Consider the following 17,561-nt stretch of genomic DNA (forward strand, 5'->3'; position numbering starts at 1 on the left):
TAAGCCAGTCGAGCAGATGGTATTGTCAATAAATACGACATAACGAGTTGGCATATTGCGATTGCGATTGAAGGAATTGCCGTATCAGGGATAGAAGGTTAGAAGGGTTCGCAAATCGACAGTTGAAACCCACTTGGGAGGAAGACATCTATGATCGAGTTGAAAGGCAACAGCGTTATTGTTCTTGACGGTGAAATCAAACGGAGAGAAGCGGCGAACCGGGCTTATTTGATGAAGCTGGACAGCGATCATCTCCTATTTAACTATAGGCTGGAAGCCGGCCGTTATTCGGGCAGGGACATCCCGCCCGGAGCGCACGGAGGATGGGAGACGCCGGTGTGCCAGCTGCGGGGCCATTTTCTCGGCCATTGGCTGTCGGCGGCGGCGATGCAGCATCACGAGAAGGAAGACCCGGAGCTGAAAGCGAAGATCGGAGTCATCGTCGACGAACTGGCTGAATGTCAGAAGGACAACGGCGGGCGGTGGGTAGGACCGATCCCCGAGAAATATTTGCATTGGATCGCGAAAGGGAAAGACGTCTGGGCTCCCCAATACAATCTCCATAAGCTTTTCATGGGCTTAGTAGACGTCTATCGGTATGTCGGGAACGCGAAAGCGCTGGAGATCGCGGATTCGTTCGCGAATTGGTTCGAGGAATGGAGCGGCGGATTTTCCAAGGAGAAATTCGAAGACATTCTGGACGTGGAAACCGGCGGAATGTTGGAGGTTTGGGCGGATCTCCTGCAGATCACCGGCAAGGAGAAATACAAGACGCTGTTGGACCGGTATTATCGCGGCAGGCTCTTCCAGCCTTTGCTGGAAGGCAAGGACCCGCTCACGAACATGCATGCGAATACGACCATTCCTGAAGTGCTCGGCTGCGCTCGCGCATACGAGGTGACGGGCGAAGAGAGATGGATGGAAATCGTAAAGGCTTATTGGAATTGCGCGGTGACGGAGAGAGGATGCCTGGCCACGGGCGGACAGACGTCCGGCGAAGTATGGATGCCGAAGATGAAAATGAAGGCTCGCCTAGGGGACAAAAACCAGGAACACTGCACGGTGTACAATATGATCCGCTTGGCCGAGTTTTTGTTCCGGCATTCCGGCGACCCCGCATACGCGCAATACATCGAATATAACGTGTATAACGGGATTATGGCGCAGGCGTACTACCAGGAATATCGCCTGAACGGCAACAACCATCAACATCCGGAGACCGGACTGCTCACGTATTTCCTGCCGATGAAAGCAGGTTTGCGCAAGGATTGGAGCACGGAGAAGGACAGCTTCTTCTGCTGTCACGGCACGATGGTCCAAGCGAACGCGTCTTGGAATCGAGGCTATTATTATCAGGACGGGGACGGCATCTATGCTTGCCAGTATTTCGACTCCGAGGTCATCGCGGATATCGGGGGAGTCCCCGTGCGGATCCGGCAAACGCAGGATCGAATGAGCGGGAGCATGATGAATTCCTCGAATACCTCGGGGCAACAGGCAATCAACGAAATTACGGCGATTCATGATCATATGCCGTCATACCGCAAGCACGATTTCGTCGTACGGACGAACGAACCGCAAGCTTTTGCGATCCATTGCCGGATTCCGGATTGGATCATGTCGGAAGCCTCCGTATACGTCAACGGCGTTCTTCACGGGAAAACCGCCGGAAGCGACCGATTCTATACCGTCCGCAGAGTCTGGCAAGACGGCGACGCGATCAGTCTGATCCTGCCGATCGGCATTCGCTTCATTCCGTTGCCGGACGACGATCATACGGGGGCTTTCCGTTTCGGGCCGGAGGTGCTGGCCGGCATCGGCGAAGAAGAACGGATCCTGTATATCGACGGCGAAGACGCCGCTTCCGAGATCGAGACGGAGAACGAGCGCGAATGGGGCAGTTGGAGATATTTCTTCAAGACGGCCAATCAGGACCCGTCGATTCCGCTCAGGAGAATCCGGGACGTCGGGTACGAACCGTACCAGATTTATTTCAAAGTCAAGAAGTCCGATTGACGCCGGCCGAATCGATCTTGAGGAGCGTGCGAATGAATAATGGCAGCCAAAGTCAACGAGGACATGGTACGCGTCCTATGCTACACGAGATTGCCGCAGGAAGAACAACTATACGCCCCGAAGCTGGCTTACAGCATGCATTTGGCTTACAGCGAGGACGGCATGGGCTACCGGGCATTGAATCACAACTCCGGCGTGCTGTTTGCTAAAGCCGTCGACAAACCGAACGGCACGCTAAGCGCTAAAAGTTTGAAAAACCCCTATCTGTTTTATTTGGCCGACGGTACCTTCGGAGTGATCGCGGTGCGTACGGGACCGGAGGGCGGTCCGGACGAGGACAGCAAGGGAGCGGTATTGCTGTTCGCATCGCCGGATCTGCTGCAATATCGGGAAATCGGACTATTGCGGTTAAAGGAAGACGCTATCGTCCAAGACGTGACGTGCGAATATGACGAAACGTTGCGAAAGTATCTCATTCGCTGGAGCGACGCGAACGGGAATTTCTATCGGAATGATGCCGACGATATCATGAACCTTAACGGAGTATCGCCTCCGGAACAAGCGGATGCCTTTGCGTCGGCGGCCGTATCCGTAAACGCCGATATGGAAGGAATCGTGCCCGGCAACGCGATATCGGTCGCGCGGGCGACGGCGGACCGGCTTTTGCGGAAACTGACGGTTCCCTCACATGTTCGCAATGTCGTGCAACAACAAGTCGTTGCCGCATCCGAAGACGAGCTGAGGGAAGTTCATGCGACGGCGATCTATAGCGACGGAACGAGCGCCGTCAAGAAGGTGGACTGGCAAACGGCGCAAGTCGATTGGAACAGGGCGGGAAATTATCGGATTACCGGCCGCATCCGCCAGGAACGGTTTCCGTTCCCGTTGGCGGTTAACCGTGCGGATCCTTGTATCGCCCGATGGCGGGGCAAATATTACTTTATCGCGACCAACGATGCGGACGGCAACAAGACTCTGTCGATTCGAGAGGCAGAAACCATACGGGGGCTGTTCGAGGCGGAAGAAAACAAGCTTCTGGACACGGAAACGTATGCCCATCTGAAAAACTTTCTTTGGGCGCCTGAGCTTCACGCAATCGGCGAGGATTTGTATATTTTCCATGCGGGAAGCACCGGTGAATTCGTCGACATTCAATCCCATGTCATGAAGTTAAAGAAGGGGGGAAACCCGTCGGCAGCCGCGGATTGGGAAGTCCCCGTCCGAGTCGTCCTCCGCGACGGCAAGCCTCTTTTCGAAGCGGGAATCACGCTCGACATGACGATCATCCAACGGAAGGATCGCGTTTATACCGTCTGGGCGCAGCGTCGATTGGTTCCGGAAGATTTAGGTTCATGGATTTATATCGCGGAAGCCGACCCGGCGGAACCCTGGAAGTTGAAGAGCGATCCGGTTCCTCTCACTCGGCCCGAATACGGCTGGGAGAACAACCGCACGTTCGTCGACGAAGGGCCGTACGTCCTGATCACGGACAAGGCGATCTTCGTGACCATCGCTTGCGCGCTGGTTGACGCGACTTACTGCGTCGGATTGCTCAGCGCGGATTCGGACGCGGACCTGCTGGACCCGGCAGTCTGGACGAAAGGGAATTATCCGATTCTGACCTCCAGGAGCGTGCCGGGCGAGTACGGGCCTGGCCATAATTCTTACGTAACCGATGAAGACGGCGTCATCTGGAACGTCTACCACGCGCGGACTGGCATCGATCAACCCAGATGCACCGGCGTGCGACGCGTTCACTTCGACTTCGAAGGGTATCCCGTTCTCGATTTAACGGAGGAACGGGACGTGGACCCGAATTTAGCGGAGGTATCCCTAGAGCTTATCGTTAAAGGCGGGCGGTAAAGGACAAGGTCGGGCGGAAGACGCCCGACCTTGTTTGATAGCGAAAGATATTGTAAGACTTCATGCGTTTCAACTATAATCGGATCATGAGAACAGAAGCTTAGAACAAAGGTGCGTGATACGATTGCCGATCATACAGTCTGTGGACCGCGCGCTCACCATTCTGGATCTGTTCGACGAACAAACCCGGGAGCTGAAGATCACGGAGATCAGCTTTCGGATCGGACTGCATAAGAGTACGGTGCATTCGCTGCTTAAGACGCTGCAACTGCACGGATACATCGAGCAGGACGTGAACGGGCTATACCGGCTGGGTATGCGATTGCTGGAGAAAGGCCAGCTTCTTCTCCAGGGATTGGATTTGCGCGAGACGGCTGCGGGGCCGATGCGCCGATTATCCGACGCTACGGGGCAGACGGTGCATCTTGTCATTCGAGACGGAGCCGAGGGGGTGTATATCGACAAGGTAGAAGGGAATAAGGCAGCGATTCGCTATTCACGGATCGGCCGCCGCGTTCCGCTGCACAGCAGCGCGGTAGGCAAAGTGCTCGCCGCGTTCATGACGGCGACCGAGCTCGCGACGACGCTGAAGGATTACGACTTTACCGTACATACGCCGCATACGATCGCAAGCGAAGCTTCATTCCGCGAAGAACTGCGTTCCGTTAGGGAGCAAGGGGTCGCTTATGACCGCGAAGAGAACGAGCCGGGCGTACGGTGCGCGTCCGCGCCGGTGTACGATCATCAAGGTCACGTAACCGCGGCGATCAGCATATCGACGATGGCGGCGAAGGTTGACGACGAAGAATTGTCCTCGTTCGTCGAGAAATTGCGCGAAACGGCGGACGCGATATCCCGCGGGATAGGGTACTCGCCAAGATGACGCGAAAGATGCAGCGATTCAAGCTGCTATTTTTCAGCCCTTATATGAGAACGCAGTTTTATATTATAAAACATAATGAGAGGAAGTTGTTCATGCGTATATTCCGTTACTGGGAAAAATCACGTAAGATGCTAGGCGTTCTATTGGGCGATGGAGGGTTGTATCGATTGGAAGCGCCCGATCTGATGACGCTTGTCCGCGAAGCCAAAGCCGCGAACGTAACGACGGCAGCGTATATTCTGTCGCTTCTCCGGGTGACCGCTCGGATCGGGACGCCGTTGGAGTCGCTTGAGCTTGCCGTGCCGCTTGACGCGCCGGAAGTATGGGCGGCCGGAGTGACCTACCAGCGCAGCAGGGAAGCCCGCAATCATGAAGCGACGGCGGGCAAGCTCGACGCCACGACTTATTACGACAAAGTCTATGATGCCGATCGGCCGGAGCTGTTCATGAAATCGACCGCTCAGCGTACGGTCGGGCCGGGCGAAACGGTATGTTTGCGCAGCGATTCGAACTGGCAAGTGCCGGAAGCGGAGCTGGGGCTCGTGCTGGATAGCGACGGAACCATTATCGGCTACACGGCCGGCAACGACATGAGCTGCCGCGACATCGAGGGCGAGAATCCGCTCTACCTGCCGCAGGCGAAAATTTGGAAGCGCTCTTGCGCGATCGGTCCGTTCGTCCGGCTGGCGGAGACGGTCGACGATCCGTACGCTCTCTCCATTGCATGCCGTATTTACCGCAACGGCGAGAAGGTTGTCGACGAATCGGCGAGCACCGGGGAGCTCAAGCGCCGATTGGAGGAGCTCGTCGGGTATTTGAAGCTGGATAACGAGCTGTACGAAGGGACGGTGCTGCTGACAGGAACGTGTCTCGTGCCGCCGAATCAATTCACGCTGGCTTCGGGCGACCGGATCGAGATCGAGATCGAGGGGATCGGAACGCTGACGAATACGTGCGTATTTGCGAATGAACTGGATACGGCTACTAAAGGAGGACTTTCGAATGGCGACAAGCGATAAAATGACGAGCATGGACGCAGTTACGGTCGACAACTATATCGGCGGCGCATGGATGCCGCCGACCGCAGGGCGGCGGGTGCCGAGCATTAATCCGGCGCGGAGGAACGAAGCGGTCGGACTCGTGCCGGATTCGGACCTTAACGACCTGAACCAAGCGGTCTCCGCAGCGAACGAGGCTCGGCGCGCGTGGCGCAAGATGACGGGCGCCCAGCGCGGCGCGCTGCTATTCAAGGCGGCCGACCTGCTGGAGAGCCGAATGGACGAGATCGGGCGGGCGATGACGCGCGAGATGGGCAAGACGCTCCCCGAAGCGAAGGGCGAGACGGCGCGCGGCGCGGCCATCCTGCGTTATTACGCGGGAGAGGGGATGAGACCGGTAGGCGATGTCATTCCGTCGACGGACGCGGAGGCTTTGATGTATACGACCCGCGTACCGCTTGGCGTCGTAGGCGTGATCTCTCCTTGGAATTTCCCGGTCGCGATCCCGGTGTGGAAGATGGCTCCGGCTTTGATCTACGGCAACGCCGTCGTCTGGAAGCCGGCGGCAGAGACGGCCGTAACGGCGGCGCTCGTCATGGCGTGCTTCGCCGAAGCGGGCTTCCCGGCCGGCGTCGTCAATATGGTCATCGGCGACGGCCCCGTAATCGGTCAGGGCATTGCCGAGCATCCGGGCATTCACGGCGTCACTTTCACGGGCTCCAACGCCGTCGGCAAGAAAGTCGGCCAGACCGTGCTGGCGCGCGGCGCGAAGTACCAGCTTGAGATGGGCGGCAAAAATCCGATCATCGTCGCGGCCGATGCCGACTTGGATCTCGCGGTCGATGCGACGATCAGCGGCGGACTGCGTTCCACCGGACAGAAATGCACCGCGACGAGCCGCGTTATTGTCGTAAGCGACGTCTATGAATCTTTTAAGGCAAAGCTGCTTGAGAAAGTCGGCGTTCTACGGGTCGGCGACGGCCTTAACGCAGAGACGTGGCTCGGTCCGTGCGCCAGCGAGAAGCAGTACGACACGGTCAGGCGCTACATCCGCAAGGGAACGGAAGAGGGCGCCGTATTGCTGACCGGTGGCGACGCGCCGAACGATCCGGCATTGAAGGACGGCTTCTTCGTGACGCCTGCCGTGTTCGATCGCGTTACTCCGTCGATGACGATCGCTCGCGAAGAGATTTTCGGCCCGGTACTGGCGTTAATCGAGGCATCGGACCTGGGCGAAGCGATCGAGCTCGCGAACGACACGGAGTACGGCCTCAGCGCTTCGCTGTACACGCGCGATCTTCGCAACGTGCTGACGTTCGTGGAGGAGCTGGAAGCAGGACTTGTCCGCGTCAATGCCGAGACGGCGGGCGTGGAACTGCAGGCGCCGTTCGGCGGGATGAAGAACTCCAGCTCGCATTCGCGCGAGCAAGGGCAGGCCGCAATCGAGTTTTACACGAGCGTTAAGACCGTATTCATCAAGCCTTAACCGGGAGGACAGCGATGACTGAACATTTGCGAACGCTAATGGGCCCGGAGGACGAAGCGTATTTCGAAGTGGCGACGCACGCGGAGGGCCCATCCGGCTCGTTGCCGCTGACGCCGGAAATGCTGCTAGACTCGCCGAGCGGAGACTTATTCGGATGGAGCCAGAACGTCGGGATGGGCTGGCGGGCGGAACGTCTGCGAGGCCGGGAGGTGCTGCTGCTCGGCACGATGGGCGGCATCCGCAACGAGGACGGCACGCCGGCCGCGCTCGGATACCATACGGGCCATTGGGAAATCGGCCTGCTGATGAAAGCTGCCGCGGAGGAAATTACGCGGGCGGGAGGCATACCGTTCGCCGGATACGTCAGCGATCCGTGCGACGGCCGTACGCAAGGCACGACGGGCATGTTCGATTCGCTGCCGTATCGCAACGACGCGGCAATGGTCATGCGGCGGCTCGTTCGCTCGCTTCCGACCCGCTCCTCGGTGATCGGTGTCGCTACGTGCGATAAAGGTCTTCCCGCCATGATGATCGCGCTGGCAGGGATGAAGAATCTGCCCGGCGTCATTGTCCCCGGCGGCGTAACGTTGCCGCCGATCCGAGGCGAGGATGCCGGGAAAATTCAAACGATCGGCGCCAGATACGCGAACGGCGAACTGTCGCTGGAGGAGGCAGCCGATCTTGGCTGCCGCGCTTGCGCGACGCCTGGCGGGGGCTGCCAGTTCCTTGGAACTGCCGGCACGGCTCAAGTCGTGGCAGAGGCATTAGGCCTCACCGTCCCTCACGCCGCGCTTGCACCGTCGGGTCAACCGGTCTGGACCGCAATGGCCAGGCAGTCCGCCCGTGCCGCTATGTCGCTTGCGGAACGGGGGATCACGATGGGCGAACTGCTGACCCCCGCGTCCATTCGGAATGCGATGGCGGTGCACGCGGCTTTCGGCGGTTCGACGAACTTGCTGCTGCATATCCCCGCGATCGCGCATGCGGCGGGACTCGCCGCTCCGGAAGCAAGCGATTGGGCGGAAGTCAACCGCTCCGTCCCGAGAATCGTAAGCGTGCTTCCGAACGGACCGATTCCTCATCCGACCGTCCATGCGTTCCTTGCCGGAGGGGTTCCGGAAGTCATGCTCCATCTGCGGCGGCTCGGCGTATTGGACGACACGGTACTTACGGCAGCCGGGGTCTCGTTAGGCGAGACGCTCGACTGGTGGGAGACTTCCGAGCGCCGCCGTCGCATGCGCGCTTTGCTGGCCGATCAAGAGGGCATCGATCCGGACACGGTCATCTATCGTCCGGAAGCGGCGCGAAAGGCCGGACTCGCGCCGACCGTTACGTTCCCGACCGGCAATCTTGCGCCGGAAGGCTCCGTCATCAAATCGACGGCCATCGATCCGTCTATGCTGGATGAGAACGGCGTGTTCCGGCACGTCGGCCGCGTAAAAGTGTTCGTTACCGAACGCGAAGCGATCCGGGCCATTAAGACGGGCGGAATCTCCGCCGGCGACATCATGGCGTTAATCGGACGAGGGCCGTCGGGTACCGGGATGGAAGAGACGTATCAGCTCACCTCGGCGCTGAAGCATCTCGCGTTCGGCCGGCAAGTATCGCTGCTGACCGATGCCCGGTTCTCCGGCGTATCTACGGGCGCGTGCATCGGACACATCGGTCCCGAAGCGCTCGCCGGAGGGCCGGTCGGACGGTTGCGCGACGGGGATTGGATCGACATTCGAATCGATACGCGGAAATTGGAAGGCAGCATCGACATGGTGGGCTGCGGCGACGTTCCGGAAGAACCCGAAGCCGGTTCTGCCGTCCTGGCCGTTCGTAGTCCGCATCCCGGCATGGCCGAGGATCCGTCGCTTCCGGACGATACCCGATTATGGGCAGCGCTGCAAGCCGCGAGCGGCGGTACGTGGAAAGGTTGCGTGTATGATACGGAGCGCATCTTACGGGTGCTGGAGGCCGGCATGAGCGCGCTCGCGAAGACGGACGGCTGACAAGGCGCTTCGGCGGAATATCCCGATCGACGCCAGAACAATTACGTCGAAAGGCTAATGCGTTCTACAACTTTCGTATAATTAACGCTCCTCGTTGCGGGTGCTAAAGTAGGAAGGGGCCTTACAGAAGGCCTCATGCTCGCGCGAATGGAGGATTTCAACGAATGAGTGGATGGGAAATTTTAGTCGTCGTTCATGTTTTGTCGGCGTTGATCGGAATCGGACCTACGTATCTCGGTCACGTGTTCCTTCGGCGAAGCCAGAGCGTACCGCAATATCGTTCGTCGATCGGCTTCGTAGGCCGCATGGAAATGTTTCCGAAAATCGGAGGCAGCATCGCCGTTCTATCGGGCCTCGGCCTTGCCCTGTCGGGGAATTACGGGACGTTCGCCCAAATTTGGATGTACGGCACGCTAGTGATCTACGTTCTGATCCAAATCACGATGATCGCGGGAATCGGCCCTGCTCTTAAGAAAATAGGAGCCTGGCTGTCCGATCCCGTGAATGAGCACGCTACCGCCTTCCCTCCCCAGCAGCAACAATGGGTCAATCGGGCAAGCGGGTTGTTGTACGCGGCTTCCGGCCTCGGCCTTATCATCTTTATTCTCATGATCGTTAAGCCCGACTCTATCTAAGGATACAGATCGAATAGGACTAGACGCGAACAAGCGCCGGGGATTACGTTCCCGACGCTTTTTTGCACTATGACCTAGGTTGAAAAAGCCCTATACTCTTTGTAGACAAACGATCATTTACGAGTGCGGGCGGTGAACGCGATTTGACGACGACTTTCGAGAACGATGAAACCGAAAAGACGGGACAGACGTTCGCGGATCGGGAGGATTACTATTTTGTCGGACGAAACGCGGAGCGGCAACGCTTTCGCGGGTATTTGGAAGGTCGGAAGGAGCAACGCACCCTCTGGAGCATCAGCGGGATCGGAGGCATGGGCAAGACGTCGCTGCTCGCATCGTTCCGCAGAGACGCCGAGCGTGCCGGAGCGGTATTCGTGCTGATCGACAGCCGCGACATCCTTCATCGGGAGGACGAAGTATGCCGGGCCATTCTCGCGCTGCTGGAAGTCGCGCCGGATCGAATGCCCGATAGCGGCAGCGCCGTATCGGCGTGGGCGGAAGCTTGTATCGGAACGTTGCGCGAGATCGCGAAGCGGCGGCGGGTCATCCTTGCGTTCGATACGTTCGAGGAGTTGTCCGATTTGGAAGGGTGGCTGCGCGAGAGGCTGTTCGCCCGGCTTTCCGACTGCGTTCTCTTAATGACGGCCGGCCGATTCCCGCTTGGAGGAACCTGGACCGCGTCGCCTGCTTGGAGGGAGCGCATGCACCCGATTCCTCTTGACGCCCTGTCGCGGGAGGAATCGGTGGAGTATGCGAAGCGATGCGGCCTGCGGCAAGGAGAAGAAGCGGATCGCGTATGGATGTCTTCCTTCGGTCATCCGCTTGCGATGTCGCTTGCCACGGCGCACCGTTCGAGCATCGGCACGAGGGCGGACGACATGGAGGGCGGCTCCTGGTTCCATGAGCTGGCGGATGTCTGGTTGAAGGAAGCCGCCGATCCGAAGCTTCGTCTCCTCGTCGAAGCGGCATCGCTGCCCCGCAGGTTTAACGCGAGCATTCTGGCCGCGGCCTTGAACGTTCCCGAGCTTCCGGCCTCTTCGTTCGACGACTTGATTCGAATCTCGTTCATCCGGAAAGCGGAGCACGGCTGGGCCATGCACGATCTGATGCGGGATGCGGTCGCCGCCTACCTTCGCGAGCGCGAACCGGACCGGTACCATGCGCTGGTCGCCAGGCTCGCCCGCTATTACGCCGGTCGGATTCTGGAATATTCGGGAACGCGGAGCGTAACTCCCGAAGTCGGCGAGCTCTATCAATTCGTCGGCGGAGAGACGATATCCGCCTTTTACCGCAACGTCCGAACGTATTCGTCGTGGGAGCAGGTGAACAGCGAGACGGTTACCGAAGCGGAACAATATGTACAGCAACGGTTCGCGGCGCCCGAGCGGGTCATCTCGGCGATCGCCATTAAACCGGACAGCGGTCAAGAAGTTCGCGCGTCTTTCCCGGACGCGATGCCGAAAGCGAGTCTGCAAGGATTGGATCCGCGGGAATGGTACGAGATGGACCCTCGAAGCCTTCACTTGCTTCGCGATCACAATCGGGAGGTTGCCGGACTGGCAGCGATACTGCCGATTCATGCCGGGACGCTTGCCTATATGAGCCGTGATCCGTTCAGCGCTCCGTATCTGGCTACGCTGTCGGCGGCGGTGCGCCGGTCCATGGAGGCTTCGCCCGACCATCCGGCAGGCTGGTTCATCCGTTGCATCGACTATCGCGATTGGGCCGATCATCTCAGCTATACGGAAATTTTCTCGCTGATGTTCGGCTACTTATGTTCGGGCAAGCTGCTTATTTGCTGTCCGCCGCCGATCGAGGTGTTCATGCGAACGCACGAAGGAATGGGATTCGAAGCGGCTGCCGGCTCGGAACACGAATGCTACGGCGGAATTCCTGCCCCTATGCTGGTGCTCGATACGCGAGGGGAACGATTGGCCCGGTTGCTGGAGCAGCTATTAATCCGGGCGGGCGTCGCCTGGCGGCAAGCGGAGGAGCAGTCGGCCGAAGACCAGAAAGGGGCGAAGCTCCTTTCCGTTCGGGAGCGAGAGGTGGCATCGCTTGCGGCGGACGGGTTGTCCAACGCCGATATCGCGGCTAAGTTGTTCATCAGCGAAGCAACGGTGAAGAAGCATCTGTCGACGATCTTCGAGAAGCTAGGGCTTAAGCGCCGAAGCCAGCTGGCTTTGCGTCTCGGTCGGCACGATATCAACCGATAATGAATCCCATGCAGCGACCCGCTCGGACGAGCGGGTTTTTTCGTTGACACACCATATAAAATTTGGGGATAGAGGCGGTCCTATTTCAATAGGGTGATGTGGGATGAGAACGGGTCGTAAAGCGGACATAGAACATGCGATTGTACAGCTATTTCATAGAACCGATATGGTGTTAAATCAACAAATGCAAATGTGCAGGTGATAGCTAGCCGCGTGACTCCATTGAGGGTTTGCAGGACTAATACCTGCACCTTTGCAGGATGAAGGGTTAAACGAGCGATTTAGGATAGGATTATCTGCAGAATCGCAGGTGTGGAGCGACTCCTGAGGAGGACAAAGTGCGCGAACCCCCGATGGAGCGACGCAGTAGGGGGACAAAGTGCGCGAAACCTCGATGGAGCGACGGAAGTAGGGAGGGCCGTCCATCCTGCTGCGCTCTGACGCACGCAGAATTTGGCGCAGAAAGCGCACACCGGGAGAGCCGCGCGAAATGATTGGCAAAGATACCTTAGCGGTTGAGAAGAGCACGCCCGACCGATCCGAGCAGGATCGGTTTTTTATTCGAAACAGCCGATAGAAATCGACGAAAGTCTACCGAACCTTATCCTTTCGTAGAATGGGACGCTTCCTCGTCAGGCGTTATATTAAGTCATGATCAGCGGAAGATGCGAACGCTAGGTACGGCGCGGAAGCAATGACGCTATCGTGACAGTTATGATGACCGGAGTCACTGTCCGCAATGACAAAGGAAGTGGTTAAATGAGGCTGATCTGCCAACGGAATCATAGCAGTACTACACGGTAGAAGAGACTGAACAATTATGCGGCAGCGGAGGTCGAATGAACATGGCTGGACTCGAACGGATCGCCTTAGTCACCGGGGCGAACAAAGGCATCGGCTTGGAAATCGCCAGGCAGCTTGGCGGGCAGCACGGCGTCACGGTGTTGCTCGGAGCAAGGGATGAAGCGCGCGGCCAAGAGGCCGCAGGCGGGTTGCGGGCGGAAGGGATCGCGGCGGAGTTCGTCCGATTGGATGTCCTCGATCATCAATCGATCGACCGGGCTGCCGAATTTATTGAAGGGAAGTACGGCAGGCTGGATATTCTCGTTAATAACGCGGGTATTTTCCTGGAGGAGAAGCCGCCGAGCGAGAACGACGTTGCCACGTTGCTGCAAGTCTACGATACGAATGTATTCGGCGTATTTCGGACGACGCAAGCGATGCTGCCTTTGCTGCGGAAATCAGCGGGCGGACGGATCGTCAATATGTCCAGCTCCTTGGGGTCCTTGACTCTGAACAGCGACTCCGGCTTCGAGCTTGCTTCTTTCTTAGTCCTCGGGTACAACTCCTCCAAGACGGCCGTCAACGCCTTGACCGTATTTTTCGCGAATGAACTAAGGGGCGCCCGGATCAAGGTCAATTCGGCCGATCCCGGATATTGCGCAACGGATATGACCGGCCATGCCGGCTCGAGGAGTCCCGCGCAAGGGGCGATCGCCGCCGTACGCTTGGCCACTCTCCCGCCTGACGGCCCGACCGGCGGATTTTACAACGAGGAAGGCCCTGTTCCGTGGTAGTTTAGAACATCGCGCCTATGCATACCGAATCGCCTGTTTGCGAATCTTATCTTGTAATGGCAGAAGCCAAGCACACCAAGAGGGGGATTCATCAGTGCGCAGACGATTGATCATAGGTACGATGCTGCTGTCGGCCGCGTTGACGGTTACGGGCTGCATGCAGAATACCGGCGACGTCGGCAACAAGAACATCAGGCCGAATTCCGGCAGGACCGATCGCATACTCGGCAACGGCACGATGAAATCGCGGTTCGCGAACGATCAGCGGAACGAGATGAATCGAATCAACGGCAACCAAAGGAATAACAATAACGTCATCGGCCTTCACGGCAATTCCCACATGCAGATGAGCGACGCGATCGCGAACCATCTGGCGGCGATGCCCGAGATCGACGCGGCTTACGTCGTGATGACGGACCGCAACGCCTACGTCGCCGTAACGCAGAACAATAAGGGCGGCGGACACGTTCACGGCACAGGGTTGTCCAATTCGCTGAAGACGAAAATCGCCGACAACGTCAAATCGATGTCTACCTCCACGCAGAACGTCTACGTGTCCGCGAATCCCGATTTCGCGAGCCGCATGCGCAACTTCGCGGAGGAGACGCGCCAAGGCCATCCGATCCAAGGTTTTTTATCGGAGTTCAACGCGCTCGTCGAGCGGATCTTCCCGGCCGAATCCAGCCGCAGTCCGCGCTAATCGAGAACTGTCAAGACAAGGAGGCTGTCCTAAGGTCGATTCGACCGTGGGACGCCTTTTTGTTGTTTACTGATCGCTATCAACTAGGCCAACGCTTGACCTGTAAACGGTACGGAGTGCAGTTATTGGGGCAGATAACGAGAGTTCTGACGGTTTCGTCGATAACGAGATGTATTCGATGCGGTTATTCAGTAGAAAAATGACGATATTGCGATAACGGACTGTACTCCGTGCAGTTGAGGTAGCGAGGAAAGTGATGAGCTATCGGTCAAACGGATGATCGAGCCGGAGAGCGCGTTTGGGCGGATGAAGCTAGATACTCTTTTGGGACACCCGCTTTTTTGCGTTCCGCTATGTTATGTCGCCCAGGTGCATTTTAGACCGCCCATTTTCCCCGTCCGCCGCACCGACCGAAAAGCCCTTTCATATGATAAAGTTGACTGTATCCCTATACCTTGTATTCACTACATTCCCGGGCAAGGAGGGGTGACACACGTTGAAAGGCAGCGACCATAAAAGCAAGTTTCTCCTAACCATTCGGGAACGCGAAGTCTTTGAACTGCTTGTGCAGGACAAGACGACTCGTGACATTGCACAGCAGTTGTTTATCAGCGAGAAAACGGTCCGAAACCATATCTCAAATGTGATGCAAAAGCTGAATGTCAAAGGTCGTTCGCAAGCGGTTGTCGAGCTGATCAAGCTCGGGGAGCTGAAGATTTAAAGACAACATGCACGACTTCTGCCGCTCGTCGATGTAGCGCGAGCCTTCTTCAACGCCGCCCAGCAATGGGGGACGGGAGGAGGCTTTTTTGATTCCGGTCGATTACCGATTACAATGGAAAATAGAACGGATACATTGGAGGCGGTAGGATGTTGACGGTGTGCGTGACGGGAACGGATCGCGGATTAGGGCTCGCGCTCGTCCGAGGATGGCTGGAGCAAGGCGCGAGCGTGATCGCGGGGCGCTACGCGGCTGAGGAGATCGAAGAGCACGTCGCGCTGCGTACAATATACGGAAACAAGCTGCTTCTCGTTCATATGGACGTTGCCAGCGATACGAGCGTTAAAGCGGCGGCGAGATCGATCGAAGCTTTCGCGGATCGGATCGACGTGCTGATCAATAACGCGGCGATTCTAGGAGATATTACGCGTACGATCGAGGATGAATTGGACTACGAGGAGATGCTCCGCGTCTACGACGTCAACGCGCTCGGTCCTCTCAGGGTGAACGGAGCGCTGCTCCCGCTCGTTAAGCGCTCGGCCCATAAGCTGATCATGAATATTTCGTCGGAAGCGGGCAGCGTCGGCGATTGCTGGCGGAACAATTGGTTCGCCTACGCGATGTCGAAATCGGCGCTCAACATGCAAACCGCGTTGCTGCACAATCACGTGAAGGAGGCCGGTGCGGCCGTGCTGTCCGTGCATCCGGGCTGGATTCGGACGTTCATGCAAGGCAAACTCGACGCGGGCGCGACCTACACGCCCGAAGAAGCCGCCGGCCACATCATCGCCCTTGCGCGGATTCCGGAGCGATTCCGAACCGACAAGCCGGCTTACGTCGATCTACTCGGCAAGCCTTTGCCCTGGTAATGGTAATCAATCGCTAGAATTATATAAACCGACACGAGGGTTCGACAGCATTCTCGCAGCCGATCTCCTATAATCGTCGATATAGACGCTCATTTCGCGGAGTGAGGTCGGGGGACGATACGAGTAAAGGGGATGCGTGCACATTGAATCAGGTAAAGCTGGAGGACATGCTGCTGCAGGCGAGCGAAGAGTATCATCTGACGGAGCGGGAAAAAGAGATCATCGGGTATTGGATGAAAGATTTCAATTATCGCGAAATTGCCTTATTGCTCGGTATTAGCCAGAATACGGTCAAAGTTCATATCTCCCGGATCAATTTGAAGATGAACGTCAAATCCAAGGCGTCGCTCATACTAAGGCTTATCGGCGCATAAGCATACATACGCGGTGCGCGAAGCCCGTTCTTCGTCTCGCTGACGACGACCTCGTTAAGCGATTCGAAGCGCGGGCTTTTCGGTTGCTTGGCCCTCCGGTGCGCCGCTGTAGCGGTCTCGCAGACCGTTGCATGGAGTAAATATCGCAAATCGTCTCGACTAGCCTCATTAATATCGCGAAGAAGGATAATGGTCGTCATCGTGCAGAATATCCCGACCCGGGTGCTGCATATCAGTTATATGAGCAAGGCCGAATCATCGTCACGAGGATGGGCCAATGCTTCGAGATCGGCGCGTACGAGGATCTCGTGACATTGAAGGGCGAGCTTAATCGGCTTAAAATGCTGGCAAGATTAAAGGATTTCATTCTTTGCCGTCGAATGACGGTAAGTAGCAAATCATTCCAAAGTTGTTCTGAGGGCGAGTTAGTTCGAGCCCGACGAAGAGCAATTATCTCGAGGAGGAATATGGGATGTCCGACAACAACACCGGCTTAGAGAACGCGCCGGGAGGGGCGCCTGCCCCGCAACGGCCGACGAACCCGGCTGCCAACATCGATGGACAGAAGCTGCTTGGCTTGCTCAAAAATCCGACCGCTAGCGTGAAGCTGCAGCCGGCGACCGACTGGATCTACGGCGTTATCGGCGCCGCGATCGGCGTCATCGGATTCTGGTTTTTCGTGTGGGCGTTGCATGAGGAGACGACTCCCGACTTCGGCGACGATTTTGCCGGCGCGCTCGGGGCGTTGGCTTCGCTCGGCCGCGCATTCGATTCGCCGTTCTGGAGCCTGTACGGCGCGATGGGCGCCGGCAAATATTTGATCCTGGGCGTCTGCGCGATCGTACTTGCGGCAGTGGCGTTCACGCTCGTCGGCAACTGGATCGGCGGACGCAAGCGCACCTGGCAGGAAGCCGCGACATACTACGGCGGTACGCAACTGCAAACCGGCGCGGGGCTCATCATCGCCGGGATTCTCACGTTCATCTCGGCCGAGCTGGGCGCTCTCGTCGCGACGCTGTTCCTCCTTCTCAGCCTGGTCGTGCTCGTCATTCAAGGCCTCGCGCTGCACGAAGTTAGCCGCGAGCGCGTATTCCCGTACATCTACCAATCCGTCGGCGGATTCGGAGTCGCGGTCTATATCGTGTATTTGCTCTTTACGTAAGGCCGATCGTTCGGATCGAATCGAAGAAGGCTGCTCCAAGCGCGGATTGCGCTCGGGGCAGCCT

Annotated in this window: 14 protein-coding genes; all 14 read left to right on the top strand. The window is 57.7% G+C overall.

The features are described 5' to 3' along the window. Positions 1–150 precede the first annotated feature (150 nt). Entirely contained in the window at positions 151–2,016 is a 1,866-nt protein-coding gene (locus COHPA_RS0119860; protein ID WP_027087894.1) for a beta-L-arabinofuranosidase domain-containing protein, read from the top strand. 39 nt (positions 2,017–2,055) lie between these two features. Beyond that, entirely contained in the window at positions 2,056–3,879 is a 1,824-nt protein-coding gene (locus tag COHPA_RS0119865) for a family 43 glycosylhydrolase (RefSeq protein WP_027087895.1), read from the top strand. 124 nt (positions 3,880–4,003) lie between these two features. Continuing rightward, entirely contained in the window at positions 4,004–4,762 is a 759-nt protein-coding gene (locus tag COHPA_RS0119870; protein WP_027087896.1) for an IclR family transcriptional regulator, read from the top strand. A 92-nt stretch (positions 4,763–4,854) separates the two neighbouring features. Beyond that, complete coding sequence (locus COHPA_RS0119875) at positions 4,855–5,781, top strand: fumarylacetoacetate hydrolase family protein (RefSeq protein WP_035121491.1); 927 nt, start codon at positions 4,855–4,857, stop codon at positions 5,779–5,781. Beyond that, positions 5,765–7,246 (top strand): alpha-ketoglutaric semialdehyde dehydrogenase GucD, encoded by a 1,482-nt coding sequence (gene gucD, locus COHPA_RS0119880; RefSeq protein WP_027087898.1) that lies wholly within the window; start codon positions 5,765–5,767, stop codon positions 7,244–7,246. The genes COHPA_RS0119875 and gucD overlap by 17 nt, the downstream gene beginning before the upstream one ends. A gap of 38 nt (positions 7,247–7,284) precedes the next feature. Further along, positions 7,285–9,243 (top strand): YjhG/YagF family D-xylonate dehydratase, encoded by a 1,959-nt coding sequence (locus COHPA_RS0119885; protein ID WP_027087899.1) that lies wholly within the window; start codon positions 7,285–7,287, stop codon positions 9,241–9,243. Positions 9,244–9,407: 164 nt separating this feature from the next. Beyond that, entirely contained in the window at positions 9,408–9,878 is a 471-nt protein-coding gene (locus COHPA_RS0119890; protein ID WP_027087900.1) for a DUF2269 family protein, read from the top strand. A gap of 143 nt (positions 9,879–10,021) precedes the next feature. Continuing rightward, a complete protein-coding gene (locus COHPA_RS26290) occupies positions 10,022–12,094 on the top strand; it encodes a LuxR C-terminal-related transcriptional regulator (protein ID WP_027087901.1) in 2,073 nt (690 codons plus the stop codon). An 845-nt stretch (positions 12,095–12,939) separates the two neighbouring features. After that, positions 12,940–13,671: an SDR family oxidoreductase gene (locus COHPA_RS0119900; protein ID WP_027087902.1), complete on the top strand. Its 732-nt coding sequence runs from the start codon at positions 12,940–12,942 to the stop codon at positions 13,669–13,671. A 94-nt stretch (positions 13,672–13,765) separates the two neighbouring features. Further along, the gene (locus COHPA_RS24645; protein ID WP_027087903.1) at positions 13,766–14,371 is read left to right on the top strand and encodes a YhcN/YlaJ family sporulation lipoprotein; all 606 of its coding nucleotides are present in this window, start codon (positions 13,766–13,768) and stop codon (positions 14,369–14,371) included. A gap of 496 nt (positions 14,372–14,867) precedes the next feature. Further along, on the top strand, positions 14,868–15,092 hold the full coding sequence (locus COHPA_RS0119910; RefSeq protein ID WP_027087904.1) for a helix-turn-helix domain-containing protein: 225 nt from the start codon (positions 14,868–14,870) through the stop codon (positions 15,090–15,092). A 149-nt stretch (positions 15,093–15,241) separates the two neighbouring features. After that, positions 15,242–15,961: an SDR family NAD(P)-dependent oxidoreductase gene (locus COHPA_RS0119915; RefSeq protein ID WP_027087905.1), complete on the top strand. Its 720-nt coding sequence runs from the start codon at positions 15,242–15,244 to the stop codon at positions 15,959–15,961. A 143-nt stretch (positions 15,962–16,104) separates the two neighbouring features. Next, a complete protein-coding gene (locus COHPA_RS0119920) occupies positions 16,105–16,335 on the top strand; it encodes a response regulator transcription factor (RefSeq protein ID WP_027087906.1) in 231 nt (76 codons plus the stop codon). Positions 16,336–16,807: 472 nt separating this feature from the next. Continuing rightward, positions 16,808–17,497, top strand: a complete 690-nt coding sequence (locus tag COHPA_RS0119925; protein WP_027087907.1) for a hypothetical protein — start codon at positions 16,808–16,810, stop codon at positions 17,495–17,497. Positions 17,498–17,561 lie beyond the last annotated feature (64 nt).

This window comes from Cohnella panacarvi Gsoil 349 (genome assembly GCF_000515335.1).
Classification (GTDB): Bacteria; Bacillota; Bacilli; order Paenibacillales; family Paenibacillaceae; genus Cohnella; species Cohnella panacarvi.